Source organism: Arthrobacter sp. UC242_113, from assembly GCF_044054585.1.
In the GTDB taxonomy this organism is placed as follows: Bacteria; Actinomycetota; Actinomycetes; order Actinomycetales; family Micrococcaceae; genus Arthrobacter.
Window position 1 is genome coordinate 2,718,971 of record NZ_CP171968.1, and the last position, 14,597, is coordinate 2,733,567.

At 56.9% G+C, this 14,597-nt stretch carries 13 protein-coding genes and 1 pseudogene; 7 read left to right on the forward strand and 7 right to left on the reverse strand.

Translation table 11 applies throughout. The features are described 5' to 3' along the window. The first annotated feature begins 63 nt into the window (after positions 1 to 63). From ACHMXB_RS12300 to ACHMXB_RS12310, 3 genes are read left to right on the forward strand one after another with little or no spacing between them, the layout of a single operon-like run. Positions 64 to 645: an acyltransferase gene (locus tag ACHMXB_RS12300; protein WP_395398609.1), complete on the forward strand. Its 582-nt coding sequence runs from the start codon at positions 64 to 66 to the stop codon at positions 643 to 645. Beyond that, a complete protein-coding gene (locus tag ACHMXB_RS12305) occupies positions 635 to 1,897 on the forward strand; it encodes a lipopolysaccharide biosynthesis protein (protein WP_395398611.1) in 1,263 nt (420 codons plus the stop codon). The genes ACHMXB_RS12300 and ACHMXB_RS12305 overlap by 11 nt, the downstream gene beginning before the upstream one ends. Before the next feature lie 46 nt (positions 1,898 to 1,943). Then, a complete protein-coding gene (locus ACHMXB_RS12310) occupies positions 1,944 to 3,296 on the forward strand; it encodes a hypothetical protein (RefSeq protein WP_395398613.1) in 1,353 nt (450 codons plus the stop codon). 484 nt (positions 3,297 to 3,780) lie between these two features. Here ACHMXB_RS12310 and ACHMXB_RS12315 read toward each other — a convergent pair whose 3' ends face one another. Next, positions 3,781 to 3,978, reverse strand: coding sequence for a transposase (locus ACHMXB_RS12315; RefSeq protein WP_395405254.1), 198 nt, complete (start codon positions 3,976 to 3,978; stop codon positions 3,781 to 3,783). 58 nt (positions 3,979 to 4,036) lie between these two features. Further along, positions 4,037 to 4,408 (reverse strand): annotated as a pseudogene (locus ACHMXB_RS12320) (transposase); the annotation flags it as partial. 920 nt (positions 4,409 to 5,328) lie between these two features. Here ACHMXB_RS12320 and ACHMXB_RS12325 point away from each other — a divergent pair. Together ACHMXB_RS12325 and ACHMXB_RS12330 are read left to right on the forward strand one after the other, a co-directional pair. Then, positions 5,329 to 5,523, forward strand: coding sequence for a hypothetical protein (locus ACHMXB_RS12325; protein ID WP_395398615.1), 195 nt, complete (start codon positions 5,329 to 5,331; stop codon positions 5,521 to 5,523). Positions 5,524 to 5,840: 317 nt separating this feature from the next. Beyond that, positions 5,841 to 6,023 (forward strand): transposase, encoded by a 183-nt coding sequence (locus ACHMXB_RS12330; protein WP_395405256.1) that lies wholly within the window; start codon positions 5,841 to 5,843, stop codon positions 6,021 to 6,023. A gap of 108 nt (positions 6,024 to 6,131) precedes the next feature. Here ACHMXB_RS12330 and ACHMXB_RS12335 read toward each other — a convergent pair whose 3' ends face one another. The 5 genes from ACHMXB_RS12335 to ACHMXB_RS12355 are packed head-to-tail and all read right to left on the reverse strand — an operon-like array spanning position 6,132 to position 11,426. Then, on the reverse strand, positions 6,132 to 7,217 hold the full coding sequence (locus tag ACHMXB_RS12335) for a glycosyltransferase (RefSeq protein WP_395398617.1): 1,086 nt from the start codon (positions 7,215 to 7,217) through the stop codon (positions 6,132 to 6,134). Continuing rightward, the gene (locus ACHMXB_RS12340) at positions 7,210 to 8,367 is read right to left on the reverse strand and encodes a hypothetical protein (RefSeq protein WP_395398619.1); all 1,158 of its coding nucleotides are present in this window, start codon (positions 8,365 to 8,367) and stop codon (positions 7,210 to 7,212) included. Before ACHMXB_RS12340 ends, ACHMXB_RS12335 begins: the two co-directional genes overlap by 8 nt. After that, positions 8,352 to 9,449: a glycosyltransferase gene (locus ACHMXB_RS12345; protein ID WP_395398621.1), complete on the reverse strand. Its 1,098-nt coding sequence runs from the start codon at positions 9,447 to 9,449 to the stop codon at positions 8,352 to 8,354. The genes ACHMXB_RS12340 and ACHMXB_RS12345 overlap by 16 nt, the downstream gene beginning before the upstream one ends. Further along, a complete protein-coding gene (locus ACHMXB_RS12350) occupies positions 9,446 to 10,477 on the reverse strand; it encodes a GDP-mannose 4,6-dehydratase (protein WP_395398623.1) in 1,032 nt (343 codons plus the stop codon). The genes ACHMXB_RS12345 and ACHMXB_RS12350 overlap by 4 nt, the downstream gene beginning before the upstream one ends. Beyond that, positions 10,443 to 11,426 (reverse strand): GDP-mannose 4,6-dehydratase, encoded by a 984-nt coding sequence (locus tag ACHMXB_RS12355; protein WP_395398625.1) that lies wholly within the window; start codon positions 11,424 to 11,426, stop codon positions 10,443 to 10,445. Before ACHMXB_RS12355 ends, ACHMXB_RS12350 begins: the two co-directional genes overlap by 35 nt. A 315-nt stretch (positions 11,427 to 11,741) precedes the next feature. Here ACHMXB_RS12355 and ACHMXB_RS12360 point away from each other — a divergent pair, with 315 nt between their 5' ends. Next, a complete protein-coding gene (locus ACHMXB_RS12360) occupies positions 11,742 to 13,178 on the forward strand; it encodes a sugar transferase (protein ID WP_395405258.1) in 1,437 nt (478 codons plus the stop codon). Between the two features lie 36 nt (positions 13,179 to 13,214). Beyond that, positions 13,215 to 14,528 (forward strand): UDP-glucose dehydrogenase family protein, encoded by a 1,314-nt coding sequence (locus ACHMXB_RS12365; protein ID WP_395398627.1) that lies wholly within the window; start codon positions 13,215 to 13,217, stop codon positions 14,526 to 14,528. Positions 14,529 to 14,597: the final 69 nt, after the last annotated feature.

A 14,597-nucleotide genomic window follows, 5' to 3' on the forward strand; every position in this document is an offset into this window, starting at 1 on the left:
GCGAATTCCGCCGGTCGAGTTGTCCAATGCTTCAGCGATGAAAGGTAAGTAACGGAGCGCTATATGAAAATCTCGGATCTTACGCGGCTAAAGGACATGGTCCAAGACCCGGGTGAGCACAAAAGCCTATTCTGGGTGGCGCTCGTTAACGTTGTGGCCTCGAGTCATTGCGTGCCGGCACGGCTCCGGACGTTGATCTACAAGCTTGCCGGTCTAGACATCGCGACAACATGCTTGGTAAGGCCTGGGGTTATTTTTCGTGACAGGAATGTGAGCATCGGTAGAGGCAGTACCGTCAATTACCAGTGCATATTTGACAATAGAGTTGGTATCGAGATTGGCTGCAACGTCGGAATTGGCATCGGTGTGGTTTTTCTGAACACCGATCACGACACTTCGAATCCCAGCTCTAGGGCCGGCCGCAGTATCTGGGCGCCGATACGCATCGGAGACGGTTCTTTTGTAGGAACCGGAGTAGTACTGCTGCCGGGCGTCAGCGTAGGTGCTGGCTGCGTTATTGCTGCAGGTTCCGTAGTCACACGTGACTGCGAGCCACACGGACTCTATGTTGGAACACCAGCCAAGAGAATCAAGGAACTGCCAGGATCGCTTCCCGTTGAAACAGAAGCAACAAATGCCCAGTAAGGGCCTCACTCGGCTCATTGCCTGGCCAAAGTTGCGAGGTCTTCTAGCTTACGGACTCGGTCCGGCGCTGGGCCTACTCTCTGGTCCCATCCTCGCTCGGTCCTTGGGTGCCGAAGGGCGGGGGCAGTTCTCCAGCGTGATGGAGCCTCTCACCCTTGCGGGCGCGCTGGCAACTATAGGCCTTCCCTCTGCGGTCACGTACTTCATTGCCGCTGGCAACAACCCCCGCTCCGTCCTGGTGAAGGCCTTTGTAGTAGGCGTGCCAACGGCCCTTGGGACATACGCTCTCCTAACGTGGTACTCGACGGCTGTTAGTCAGAGCCAGGGTATTCCGCGCTGGTGGCTACTTGTCGCCTGGAGCCTAGTAATCTTCTCGGCGGTGGTTCAAATTCTCCGCTCATACTGGCAGGGCTTGGGCGCATGGAAACGTCTGGACCTAGAGAGGTTTGGCTTCGCCATCCTGAGGTTCGTGGCTGTGCTGGTGGTCGCATGGATAGGTTACGACTCGGCTGGCCCCTACGTTGCTGGAGCCCTTGCAGCCTTCGTTGTGTCTGGTCTTATTCTCTTTGACCGGTCCGTCAAGACCAACGATCGCGGTAGCTCACCAGCGGCTCGGGAGATTTACAAATACTCTGCTGCGGCTGCCCTAGGGTCGATCGCAGTGGTTTGCAGCAACAGGATTGATCAAGCCCTGCTCCCGATCGTGGCACCGAGCCAGGAATTAGGTTATTACGCTGTCGCAGTCACCGTGGCAGAGGTGCCGGTTGTTTGCGCGGCCTTGGCAGGGAGGAATGCCCTTACTCTGGCGAGCAAAGGGGAACGGCTAGGATTCATCTTGCGCGACATTGCTCCATTCGCCCTCGCTGGCGGAGTCCTACTTGCATTATTGTACGGTGGCGCACCCCTATACATTCCGTTGCTGTTCGGTACCGACTTCTCCGCAAGCATCCAAGCGGTTCAGTTTCTAACCATCGGAACAGCCTACTCGTTCATCGCATTTATAAGCATTGCACTAATTTCAGGCCGAGGACGCCCAGGAACCTCCTCGCTGATTCCACTCATGAACGTCATCATTACGTGTGCAGCCTTTGTGCTAGTCGGCCGTAATATGACCAGTCTAGGCGCAGCCATCGTCTCAATGTCTGCCCAAGTTGGCGGCGCTACCCTCGGGGCCTTTCTAGTATTTATTGTTTACCGACGCCCACAGGACGATACAGAAGCTACTGCTTCTTCACTTGCGCATGTGCCCTGAAACGGAATGTTACTACAACTACATCTAGGCCCGGAAGGAGTAAAAGTTGGGCGAATTGATTTTTCTTTGCGTGGCCACAGTATCTCTTGGCTTTGCCTTTCGTGCCATCCGCAGGGATCAGGGTCAGCGCGTTTCCGTACGAGCGATATCAAGCGTAATCTACTTGGTTTGTCTCTGGGTTCCTGCTCACCTACAAGCATCGGGTGCGATCACCAGTAAGCTGTACAAGGCCGGCTTGACTTCAGCGCCCACACTCGACGAGATTGATCGCCTATGTCTGCAATGGGCAATCGAACTGGGAGTGATCGCCCTTGCTGAGGCTTTGATCTGGGCGTGGAGATCAAAGGAAGCGGCCACAACGCCTAAAGTCGCTGCCCTAATTAACCCCCGTGGCACGGCAACGTTACTGATCATTATCGGGGCGCTCGCTACTATCCTTCTGCAAGTACCGGGTCTTGACGAACGAGCCGCAGGCGGACAGGGCATCCCTACGTTGCTCAGGACTTCTCTCCTCTGTGGACTGGCTGTGATCGTCTACTACCGTGGTTTCAATGATTGGAAATACAAGACTGTTGTCGCTATCGGTATTCTTTGGCTCTTTACGCAGAATATTCGCAGCCCGCTTTTTGTGCTGTTTTTCGCATATATCGCGTCCGAGTTAGTGCATCGCCGGTTTAGTTCAAAGAAGAGGTTGACGATTACAGTCCTAATCATCATAATCCTCGCTTTCGGAGGAGCCTTGATGTCTTCATTGCGAGCCAACGTCGTTCGTGATACAGGCCTTAGCACTCAACAGGTTATCTCTCAAACGTTCGAAGATCCTCTTACGGCGCCGTTTGAGTCAGGTTTGGACACTCTTGACGGCTACAGATTTTCGGAACGGCTCCTTCCAATTGTGGAACCAAGGCCGTGGGATATACTAAACGTCGTTACCACATTTGTCCCTCGCGCAATTTGGCCGGATAAGCCGTCGGATTTGTCCGTCGAATTGAGCACGTCTTACTTGGGGTACAAAGGAAGCGGTCAGTACCTATCCCCGGCGGGCTATCTTTCCCTGGTAACTGGAACATGGCTGGGCGCGGTAGTTGGCTTGGCACTATTTACAATGCTGTTTGCCGTTCTGCTTCGAAGGTTCCGGTCCCACTTCTGGAGTGCCCTGATTCTCTGCACTGTTTTTCGATTTTTCCTCGGCGGTTCGAGCTTTGATCTGTACTACGGGTTGACCCTGGTAGTTCCAGTTTTGGCGGTTCAAACGTGGCTGCGTTCAACGTGGACGCCACCACCTGAGATTCCGGTCGGTGCCGAGGCCGCAGGGTCCACACGAAGAAGGACGTTAACGGGCCCTTCGCAGATGAGCGTGGTTGGTGCCTCTGACGCCGAGGGCAGGAGCGTGTTCTGATGCCGCTGCGGCGTGGTGCGGGAGGGAGAGGTCAGGGCCTCTTTGAATTGGTAGCGACCAAGCTTCCAAATAAAAAGAGGCCCTGATATGCCCCATGCTACTTCCTGCCCGTGCGGTCGCTGGTGCGAGCGGGCAGACGCGCTTCTTGGTGTCGAAGGTATGCACGTCTGCTCTGTCACCGCGGCCGGGACCTGCCTGGTTCTGCACGTAGAGACAGCCGAATCTGTGAGCGGCTGTCCAGACTAAGGCGTCGTCGCGATCGGGCACGGCCGCCGGCAGGTCCGGCTCCATGACACCCCGTGTTTCGGCCGTCCGGTGCGGCTGTGGGCCAAGCGTGTCTGGCGCTGCCCGGACCCTGACTGCCCGAGAACCACATTCACCGAAGAGCACGAGTTGCCCGGGCCCCGGGCAAAACGGCTCTTCGTGATTCGTGGGGAAATGGATCCCTGGAATGCGCGTCATGCCGCCGTCCGGACGGCGCTTCTCAAGAGAATAACCGATTTGTAGTTGTCTGGGTTGCGGTACCCGCGGGCGGTGCGTTTGATGTTTTTATGGCGGTGTTGTTGGCCTCGACCATGCCCGTTGTAGCGCCGGTAATGATCAGCACCTCGATTTCTTTCCACCACCGGCAGACGGTGCGGAAGAGCCTGTTCGCCTCCGGACGTGCGGCGGTCTTGACCATTTCCTCGAGTTCGGCTTTCGCTGCCGCGGTGTCCTCCAAGGGAGCCGGTGCGCAGCAGTGCCCTGAGCTGTTCCTTGACCTTCCAGACTGCCTGGTGACTGCCCGTCGGATCGTCTGCGGTGAACACTTCTTCCAGCCTGTGTGCTGCCCTCTGGGTGAGTGTGTCGCCGCCGCGCAGGAGGAGCATCCGGCGGACCCAGGCCTTATCGACGGCCCGCCCGCGCCGGCCCTTGACCCACTGGGACAGGTTCTGCCTGGTCTCGGTCATCGTCTGGTTCGCCAGGGAGATCAGGTGGAAGTGATCGACGGCGACAGCAGTGCGGGGAAGCCACATCCGCAGCGCCTTGCGGAACGCCGCGGACAGGTCGATCGCGACGACCTGCACTGCCAGCCACCACTCCAGAGGTCGGGCGAACAGCCAGTCCCCCACACCCTGTGGTCCCTGCCGTCAACGACGCCAAGGACCTGTCCGCTGTCCAGGTCAACGATCGTCGTCATCCAGGGCTCGAACCGAGTCCAGGCCTTCGTCGCCGAGTCCTGGAAGTGGCGCACCGACCGGAACAGGTGTTCATCGATGCCCAGCATCCGCGGACTGAGCTTGTCCACGGCGGGCAGCCGCAACAGACACGCCTCGTTCAGCGCCGCCCGGACCATCCTCCAGGACACCGCGAAGCCCGGACGCGGAGCCGACCGGTGGAGCGGGCGCGGCCGGGACCTGTGGTGTGGATTCAAAGAACGACAGTCTGTCGCAGGCTGGTTCTTCGCAGTACCAGTGGTACTTGGACCAGAGCACATCCACGGTCCCGGCAACAGGAATATCGCGGAGCCGCTGGAAGCGGCGTTCCTTCCGCCGTGACGAAATTATGCCGCAGCCCGGGCAGCCCGGCAGATGGTCTGTCTCAATGACGACCTGCCGGCGGCCAGCAGTGACGGTGGTGGCGATGACGCGGAAGTCGGGCAGGTTGAAGAGGATGGTGGCAACGTCGGCTGCGGCCCCGGTAGGCTCGTGCAGGGCTCGTGGTCCTGTTCCAGGTTGAATGCTTGGACATATCCCAGCAAGGCCACACGGGCCCCTTTGTCTTCAACGACACGAACTCAATTCCCCATCAACCACGAAGATCCGGCAAATCTCACTGCCAGGGCCGTGACGTGGGCGGCCGACGGGCCGCAGCGTTTCGACACCTCGGTCTCCGCTCTGGCGCACCAGCTCCGCGTCTCCTGGCACACTGCCTGGGACGCCATCAAGGCAGAGGCCGCCCGGCGGATCGCAGCGGCCGGCAAACTGACAGGGGCGGACGCGCTGGCGTCGATGAGCACGTCTGGTCCCTCGCCGGCCCGCCCGGCACTGGAATGGTCACCGGGATCGTGGACCGCTCCCGCGACGCCCGCGGTGAGGTGCACGCCAGGTTTCTGGACCTTGTTCCAGGCCGGTCCGGGAAAGCCTACGCCGACTGGCCAAAAGAATGCGGCGAGGAATTCACCGCCGGCATCAAGACGGCCGCGCTGGATCCGCTCCGCGGCTACGCCAACGCCACGGATCCGTGATGAACTGCCCGAAGGCTTCACCGTCCTGGACGCCTTCCACGTAGTAAAAACTCGGATCAGCCATGGTCGATGAGGTCCGCCGCCGGGTCCACCAGGACACCCTCGGGCACCTCGGCCGCAAGGGTGATCCGCTCTTCGGCATCCGCCGGACCTTGCAGATAGGTGCCGAACACCTCACCGATCCGCCCGACTCGTCGCCAAGCTCACCCTCGGGGACCCAGGCCACGAAGTCACCCCGGCCTGGCCGTGCTACCAGAAGCTCCGCCACATCAACCACGCCAGCCCTGCCCGGGGCAGGGAACTTGTCAACGAAGTCGTTGGTTTTATTCCCGGCCTGCCCGATCCCCGAGATCTCACGCCTGGGCAGCACGGTCAAGCAATGGAAGACAGCAATTTTGGCCTACTTCGACACCTTCGGCGCCTCCAATGGTCCCACTGTAGCCATCAACGGCGTGATCGAACCACCCCAGAAGCGCCCGCGGCTTACGAATCTTCAGTAACTACAGACTCAGATGCCTACTTGCAGCCGGCGGCCAGCGCCCCCTACGGGATCAAACAAACGAACCGCGCCTGAACGCGAAGGGCCTTCAAAGTCCAGCAGTCTCAAATTACTTATCATTCGAGACCGCACGGAATAGAGAGTCGAAATCGCGGGCTGTCTCATCCCAAGTTCGGAGGTCAATTGCCCTCGGCCGAGGGTGGTTCAAAAGAGAGCGTAAAGCCTCAGCGCTCACGGCATCCAAAACCCTGATCCTCTGTTCCCCAAACTCTTCGATCAAACCCTCGATCGCAGCCGAACCCGACCTAGTGACAAGCGGCGTACCTACGGAGACGCATTCCACGCCGAACAGCGGCCGTCCTTCTCCGTGATCACGCGTGAGTAGAACCCCGAAATCCGCCGCAGCAATATAAGGGAGCGCGTCCGAAACCGGTCCTACATAAGACACCTTGGTAGAACTCTTGATGGCGTCGCGCAGTTGATCCACGACAGGACCATCACCGAATATGACCAGGCCAGTATCATCCAGTGCCTCGACTAGGGCGACTGCGTCCAGCACCCCTTTTTCTTCAGTAATACGCCCTGCAAAAACTCCAATACGCACCGCATCGACCCTACCCTCAAGATAGGAACGGGCATCTTGAGTAGCAGTTCGCGCCGATTCTATGCGTTTTTGATCTGTACCGGCAATCAACAACGACGACTCAACACTGATGGATCGAAGCGAGTCCTGTGCAGGAATCGACGCTGCCAAAACCAGATCAGCCTTTTTCAAGGCTCTGATATATAACGAACGTACTGGAGCAATCCGCAAAATTAAGGAGGGAATCGGGCCATGCTCGAGAATAATTGACGGCCTCTCCAAGCTGCTCAGCGCCCAAAGAATTTGCTCTAATTTATACTGCAAGAACAAGACGGCCTCAGGCGAATCACGTATCACCCTGTTAAAGCGAACTAACTTAACCGGCCATTCAAGTAGGGTTCGCACGAAGCTGCGTTTGCCGAGCTTCGGTCCTATACTAACGCGCGCGTTCGCAATGCTCATATCTGTAGCACGACTGCGCAGTGCTGAATTCTTATCGGTCAGTAGCAAAGCCTGCCAGCCGATGCGTTCTAGCGAGCGAATCAATTCAAGTGTGAAAAGCTCACCGCCACTGAGCTTTTCACTCACACAGAAAGCAAGCAGCTTAGGCATTCCAGAACAACCTTATCGAATGACGCAATTTAGACGGAACGGGCCCAATAATCGGAGCGATGCCGTCCGAGGGGATAACGCTTTGCTTCGCCGACTGTCGTGAGAGTTTACTAATTGCCGTCGACCAAGTTTCGACGTCAAGAGAGTCAACAAGTTCGTCGGCCTGTTCCACCAGACCGCCCGTAGAGTAGGCAAGCACTGTCGTTCGGTACGCCTTGGCCAATGATGCTGCAGCCGATTGACTCGAAAGACTGTACGGTAACGCCACACAGTCACTTACTGCAGTCACTGCCGCCAGATCCTTGAGGTCATGGTAGCCCTCCAGCCACAGGACGTCCGCAGCCGAGAATGAATGCTCATGCAGAATGGCATCTGCACCGCCAGCATCGGGTCCCATAACGACCAGCCTTACGCCGGCAGTCTGACAGGCTTCTATAAGCAGACCAATGTTCTTATCTGCTCGGATCTGCCCAATGGACGCGACTGTAAAACCATTATCGCCGATAATATCGGCCCATCTTCTTAAAGTTGGTGCATCGATAGGCGGCGTGAACATTTCAAGCGGAATACTGATGTTCGCAACGTTGGAAGCAGACAACTTCGCGGCATCACTCGTATTGTAAACAACGACCAGGCTAGCAACGCGGGTCGCCCACGAGATCGCCTTTGATTCAAAACGATTATCACTTCGACTAAACAGGTTATGGGGGCTAAAAAACGCACTCCTTCTACTGAGTCTAAGTACGACAAGCATCAGAAGAGTCAGCGGCGCCTTGAAAGTGCCCTGCACCCGAACAATTCCCCGGGTTTTAGCAGCGATATGTGGGAGGGTTCGCAAGATGAAAGATAGTGCGATTCTTAATGATCGCAGTCGCTTTCCACGAAACCAGCTAAAGCAAAAGCAATAATCGATGCCATCCTGCTCTATTTCGCAGTCATTGGCAGTGTGTATCACTACAGGAGTGCCACTCGCAGCCAGCTGCTGGGCAACGGCCAAAGCATGCTGGAACACGCCGCCTCGACCGCCGACCTCAAGAACATGAACAGAACGACGAGCGCGGCTTTCAGGCGGACCCGGCAATCGCCCGCTAGCATTCTCAAGCAGTCGACCGAGACGAGGGAAACGCGCCGTCATCAGCCGGTAATCCAATTTTTCATTGAAAGGCGGAACACTTCGGAGTCGAACTTCCAAGCTCTAGACCGACAGGCCTCCGGATCGATTCGTTCTGCTGCGGAAATGGCCGCGCGCAGATCGGAATCACCAAAGGATTCCAGTAGCACCCCTGTTTCTCCGTCGACGATCGTTTCAGCTGCTCCGCCCACTCGCGAGGCTATTACTGGGGTTCCTGTGGCCATAGCCTCTACAGGCATGATTCCGAAATCCTCCACCGGCGGAAAAATATACACCTGACACCTGCGATACAGCTCCCGTAGCAGATGGTGAGAGGGGCTTTGGACAAAAGTGACTAGGCCTGGGTGATTCGCCGCATAGGCCTCCAAGTCCGTCCGAAGCGGGCCATCGCCGGCCAGTACTACTTTGATACCTGCTGCGACTCCAGCACGGATGGCGAGGTCGAGACGCTTGTAAGGGATAAAACGAGAAGCACCTAGAACAAAGGACTCCGGCAACTCATCGAGAATTTGTTGCTCATGGCCTGTTAGGTTCGGCTCTTCGCGGTTGTCAAAAGCCGCAACATTAACCGGCGGATAGATAACTCGACTTTCTCGCTCCCACGTGCGCTCAATCCGTTCTTGAACAAACCGGCTGATCGAAGCGATTTCAGCCGGTTCTGATGCCCTCGTCCGATCCAGTTTCCGGAGCGGCTTAGCCGCAATCCGCACAGGAAGCGACCGACCGCGTTCGTCGATTTCTGGTGTCCAAATATAGCGAGCAGTGGTGTACGCGTATACAAACTTCTTGGCGTCGGCCGCCGGACCCCTGAAACGCGCGTGGTGAGCGAACAGGTGGGAACTACAAAGGATCCAGTCTGCATCGCTATGGCCGAGGTTGCGCCAGGTGGCAGGCATTAACGGGAGCGCCAGGCTCTTCTTTCTGCGCAGCGGAGTCTTCGCCAACCAGGTTTCACGCACTCTATCGTGGTGGAATCTTTCAGGTGCGTCGTTCCACAGGCAATGGATAGGCGCATCTGGGAAAAGCCCTGCCAGTTCCTCGACAACTTTTTCGGCCCCACCGTGCGGCTCAAGCCATTCGTGAACGATGACGCCGGTCACGCGTTGTTCCCCTCAGCCAACGTGCGCTCCATCCGTAACCGCTCCACTTTCATGTCGTTCTGAACCATGCGGGCAACTATTTCGTCGAAGTGGACCGTCGGGCTCCATCCAAGCTGCGTGCGGGCCTTAGCCGGATCTCCACGCATTTCCGATGCGTCCGTAGGACGTACAAATTGTTCGTCCACTTCAACCCAATTCTCCCAGTCCTGCACTCCAGCAACTTCAAAAGCACGAGAGACGAAATCACGGACGGAGTGTGAAACTCCCGTCGCAATTACAAAGTCATCGGGTTCTTTGTGCATTACAATCTTGACCATCGCGTCCACGTAGTCCGGTGCCCAACCCCAGTCCCTACGAGCGTCCAGATTACCCAATCTGAGGCGTTCTCCGACCCCTAGGGCAATCCGGGCTACCTGGGAAGTAATCTTCCTGGTTACGAACTGCGGAGGCCGCTTCGGAGATTCGTGGTTATACAAGATTGCAGACGATGCAAACAGGCCTCTCGCCCGATATACCTGGACCAAATGGTGGGCAAAAGCCTTTGAAGCACCGTACGGGGAAAGAGGATGAATTGGTGTGGATTCAGTCTGTGGGACCTCTTCGGCGTTGCCAAAAATCTCAGCACTGGAAGCCTGAATGAATCGAAGATCGCTTCCCGTCTCTTGTTGGAAGAGCCAGGCGGCCTCAAGCAGCGACGAAACTGCAACCGAGTTAACTGAAATCGTTCCTGCAGGATCTTCCCAAGACTTCGCTACAGAACTGATTCCGGCAAGATTGAAGACGACATCCGGTCTTATGCTCTCAATCAGCGAGAAACACGACTGACGATCGTTCAGATCCACTGCGTGTAGTCGTATGTTGGCGTTGCTGTTGGACACAAATGATCGGCTCGAGCTCACAACGCCATGAACTTCCCAGTTTTCTTCGGCCAAGCGCTGGGTCAGATACTGTCCGTCTTGGCCGCTAGCACCGGTTACGAGCGCAACCCCCGGTTCAGCGGGCAATAGCGGCTTGTTCGCGAAGGTCATTTTCAACCATCATCTGCACTAGCTCTTCAAAATTGACCCTCGGCTTCCACCCAAGAACGGCCTTGGCCTTAGCAGGATCGCCGATCAGCAGGTCGACTTCCGCAGGCCGCATAAACCGCGGATCCTGCTTGACCAGCGGGGTCCAGTCACTTATACCCACGGCCTCAAAGGCGACAGCAAGCAGCTCGCGAATGGAGTGCGTCTCTCCAGTAGCGATGACATAGTCGTCGGCGGCCGGCTGCTGCAACATACGCCACATAGCTTCTACATAGTCGCCAGCAAAGCCCCAGTCCCTTTTGGCGTCCAGGTTCCCAAGAACAAGCTCGTTCTGCATCCCGAGCTTGATTCTGGCCACAGCCTGCGTGACCTTCCGTGTGACGAACTCGGGTCCGCGTCGGGGAGACTCGTGGTTGAAAAGAATCCCGCTGGAGGCGTGCATCCCGTACGACTCACGGTAGTTGATCGTCATATAGTGACCGAACACTTTTGCCACGCCATATGGCGACCGAGGCCACAGCAATGTCGATTCGCTCTGAGGTACTTCCTGAACTTTTCCAAACATTTCAGAAGAAGAAGCCTGATAAAAACGAACGCTACCCGGCTCCGACCCTGCATATTGGCGAGTCGCTTCAAGCATATTGAGGACGCCCTTACCGGTTACATCGGACGTAAGGGACGCGTTTTCCCAAGAGTATGCGACGTATGAAATCGCTCCAAGGTTGTAGATCTCGTCGGGCTGAGCTGCAGCTAACACTCGAGTGAGTCCGGCGACATCAGACAGGTCCCCGGCGATGAGCTTTACGTCAGGGACGGTAGCCTGCACCAAATCCAGCTTCGGGTTGTTCTGCCCACGAATGAGACCGAATACCTCGTAGCCTTTTTCGAGCAGCAGTTCGGCAAGGTAGAGGCCGTCCTGTCCCGTAATTCCAGTGATAAGTGCTCTAGGCACACTGCCCCCTTGTTTCTAAAAATCTGCATGCGGAGAGTTTGTCAGGTTCCCATGTCCAGCCATGAACACACTCGTTATGCGGTTACAGCCATGAGACATCGCTGACTCTTGGGGCAAGCGTAGCCGCATAACCGTGCGATGCCTAAACTGTTGCGGTGCTCAAGAACTCTCACGGCCACCTGTCCGTCAGCCGGCTCGACACCAGATGCTTAGGGCGAGCAAGTTAGTCATCAATCAGACCAGGGGGCTGTCTTTAGCTATGATCTCAGTCGGGGGGCAAGCCGCTCTCGGGGTCCGGCACGGATGGAGATCGAAATGGGGGGCAGTCCGAGTTGGCGTGTGCGCTACTCGCGACGGTTGGCGCTTGTAGATGCCTTCGTCATAGCATGGGCAGTATCTGGGGCGTATGTAGTTCGTTTCGGTCTGGACAGCCAATCTGTTGTCCAAAGCATTGACACAGCATATGTTTTGATATCGCTAGCGCTTGCAGTCACTTGGTGGGTGATGCTTTCGGCATGGAGTAGTCGAAGCAGTCGCGTGCTTGGCTCTGGGGCTGACGAATATAAGCAAGTAGCGGCCGCTTCCCTCTGGTTGTTTGGATTCATCGCAATCGTTTCGTATGTCCTACGCATTGATACGGCTCGGGGCTACGTAGGTGTGGCCCTGCCAGTGGGACTATGCGGACTTCTTGCTGGCCGCTGGCTTCTTCGGCAGCATTTGACCATGGACCGCAATCGCGGATTAAGTATGTCCAACGTCTTGTTGGTGGGTGGCCCCAGCGCGGTCGCTCATCTTGCGAACTCACTCACAGCATCAAAGCACGCTGGCTACGTCCCCATCGCTGCTTATACGCCTGGTCAACAGCCCGGTTTACCTACAGAACGAGTGGAAGGGCTGCCAGTGCTCGGCCATGAACCAAGCACTGCTTCGATCATGCGAGCGATCGAAACTTGCCGGGCAGATGCTGTGGCGGTCTCGGCTGGCGTACAACTCCATCCTCAGACATTGCGGCACCTCGGATGGGAGCTTGCAGCTCAAAATGTGGGCCTGATTATGGCACCTGCGCTAACTGACGTGGCCGGTCCCCGAATTCACACCCAGCAGGTCGCAGGTCTACCTCTTATACATGTGACGACGCCCACCTTGGAGGGAGGGCAGCGGGTCGCAAAACGACTCTTCGACATTGTGGTGTCAGGAATGCTCATTATTACTGCCTTTCCGCTGATGCTGGTAGTAGCAACATTAGTCAAACTAGATTCAGCCGGGCCGGTCCTGTTCAGACAGGAAAGAGTGGGCATGGAAGGCAGACATTTTAGGATGTTGAAGTTCCGTTCGATGCGACCCGACGCGGAAGAGCGACTCGCTGATCTTTTAGGACAGAATGAAGGGGGCGGCGTCCTTTTCAAAATCAAGGATGACCCTCGTGTAACGCGAATCGGCCGGATTTTGCGTAAATTCAGTTTGGACGAATTACCCCAACTGTTCAATATTTTCTCCGGGTCCATGAGTCTTGTGGGACCGAGACCGCCCCTGCCCAGGGAAGTCGAAGCATATGAGCAGGACGTCAGGCGAAGACTACTCGTCAAGCCGGGGCTCACGGGGCTCTGGCAGGTGAGCGGGCGGTCCAACTTGTCGTGGCAGGACTCTGTACGCCTGGACTTGTACTACGTGGAGAACTGGTCATTGGCTGGCGATCTGATCATCATCCTCCGAACCGTCCGCGCTGTATTTCGCAGCACAGGCGCCTACTAGACGTCCCATGGACAGCCACCTGGGGAAGGAAAATAAATGCGCATTTCAGTAATAGGTTGCGGATATCTGGGCGCCGTCCATGCCGCTTGCATGGCCAAGCTCGGCCATGATGTCGTGGGCATCGATGTAGACGAGATGAAGATAGCCGAACTGTCGGCAGCTAGAGCGCCGTTCTACGAACCGGGTCTCGAAGAACTCCTCATGGAAGTGCAAAAGACTGGTCGCCTCAAATTTACGACCGACATGGGCGCAGTTGCCGAGAGCGAAATTCACTTCATTTGCGTTGGAACGCCGCAGAAAAAAGGTGAAAACGCAGCTGATATGACCTATGTCGACGCTGCCGTAACGGCCATGCTGCCGCATCTCCAACCACACAGCGTTGTTGTCGGCAAGTCGACCGTTCCTGTTGGCACCGCGGGGCGCCTCTCAGACCTAGTAGCCCAGCAGCAGTCTTCGGCTCATTTGGTATGGAATCCCGAATTCCTGCGCGAGGGCCACGCCGTCGCGGATACTCTGCAACCTGACCGGTTCGTATACGGCGTTTTTGATGGTTCCGAGGACCATCCTGCTGTTGCTCTTCTCGACGCCGTGTACAGCAAGCCAATTTCGGCAGGGACGCCTCGACTGGTAACAGACCTACCAACGGCCGAGTTGGTTAAAGTTGCAGCCAACTCCTTCTTAGCCACCAAGATCTCTTTCATAAATGCTATGGCGGAACTCTGCGAGGCTGCCGGCGCAGACGTTACCCGCCTTGCCGACGCCATAGGCATGGACGACCGTATCGGCCGAAAGTTCCTTAACGCAGGCATTGGTTTCGGCGGCGGATGTTTGCCTAAGGACATCAGGGCCTTCATGGCCCGAGCGGGGGAGCTTGGCGCTGACCAAGCCCTAACTTTCCTGCGCGAAGTGGACGCCATTAATATGCGACGCCGATCACGCGTGGTTGAGCTGACACGTGAATTATGCGACGGCTCCCTGCTCGGCCGACGCATCACCGTTCTCGGTGCCGCTTTCAAGCCCGAAAGCGACGACGTGCGCGATTCCCCAGCCCTAAGCATCGCGGCTCAGCTTCAGTTGCAGGGTGCTGTAGTGACGGTGACCGATCCTAAGGCACTGGCCAATGCAGCGAGACGCTTTCCCGAACTGCATTACGAGAGGCAATTGGATGCAGCCATATCAGGCGCTGATGCGTTGCTCCTGCTCACAGAGTGGAATGAGTACCGCGAACTAGACCCGCACGACGTTGGTTCTGTGATGGTATCCCAAAGGATTCTTGACGGCCGGAACGTCCTCGATCCAGAAAAGTGGCGGGCAGCAGGTTGGACTTTCAGAGGACTCGGGCGGGCCTGAGAGTGTCGTCGTCTCAGCGTCAAACGGCCGAGAGAGCCAAAGCACAAGGGACAGGCGCACGGACTCTCA

Bases quoted from the DNA above. Each gene is read 5' to 3' on its own strand.
- ACHMXB_RS12335 (WP_395398617.1), bottom strand. From the start codon at position 7,217: ATGCCTAAGCTGCTTGCTTTCTGTGTGAGTGAAAAGCTCAGTGGCGGT.
- ACHMXB_RS12305 (WP_395398611.1), top strand. From the start codon at position 635: ATGCCCAGTAAGGGCCTCACTCGGCTCATTGCCTGGCCAAAGTTGCGA.
- ACHMXB_RS12350 (WP_395398623.1), bottom strand. From the start codon at position 10,477: ATGACCTTCGCGAACAAGCCGCTATTGCCCGCTGAACCGGGGGTTGCG.
- ACHMXB_RS12365 (WP_395398627.1), top strand. From the start codon at position 13,215: ATGCGCATTTCAGTAATAGGTTGCGGATATCTGGGCGCCGTCCATGCC.
- ACHMXB_RS12300 (WP_395398609.1), top strand. From the start codon at position 64: ATGAAAATCTCGGATCTTACGCGGCTAAAGGACATGGTCCAAGACCCG.
- ACHMXB_RS12360 (WP_395405258.1), top strand. From the start codon at position 11,742: ATGGGGGGCAGTCCGAGTTGGCGTGTGCGCTACTCGCGACGGTTGGCG.
- ACHMXB_RS12325 (WP_395398615.1), top strand. From the start codon at position 5,329: ATGGTCACCGGGATCGTGGACCGCTCCCGCGACGCCCGCGGTGAGGTG.
- ACHMXB_RS12315 (WP_395405254.1), bottom strand. From the start codon at position 3,978: ATGGTCAAGACCGCCGCACGTCCGGAGGCGAACAGGCTCTTCCGCACC.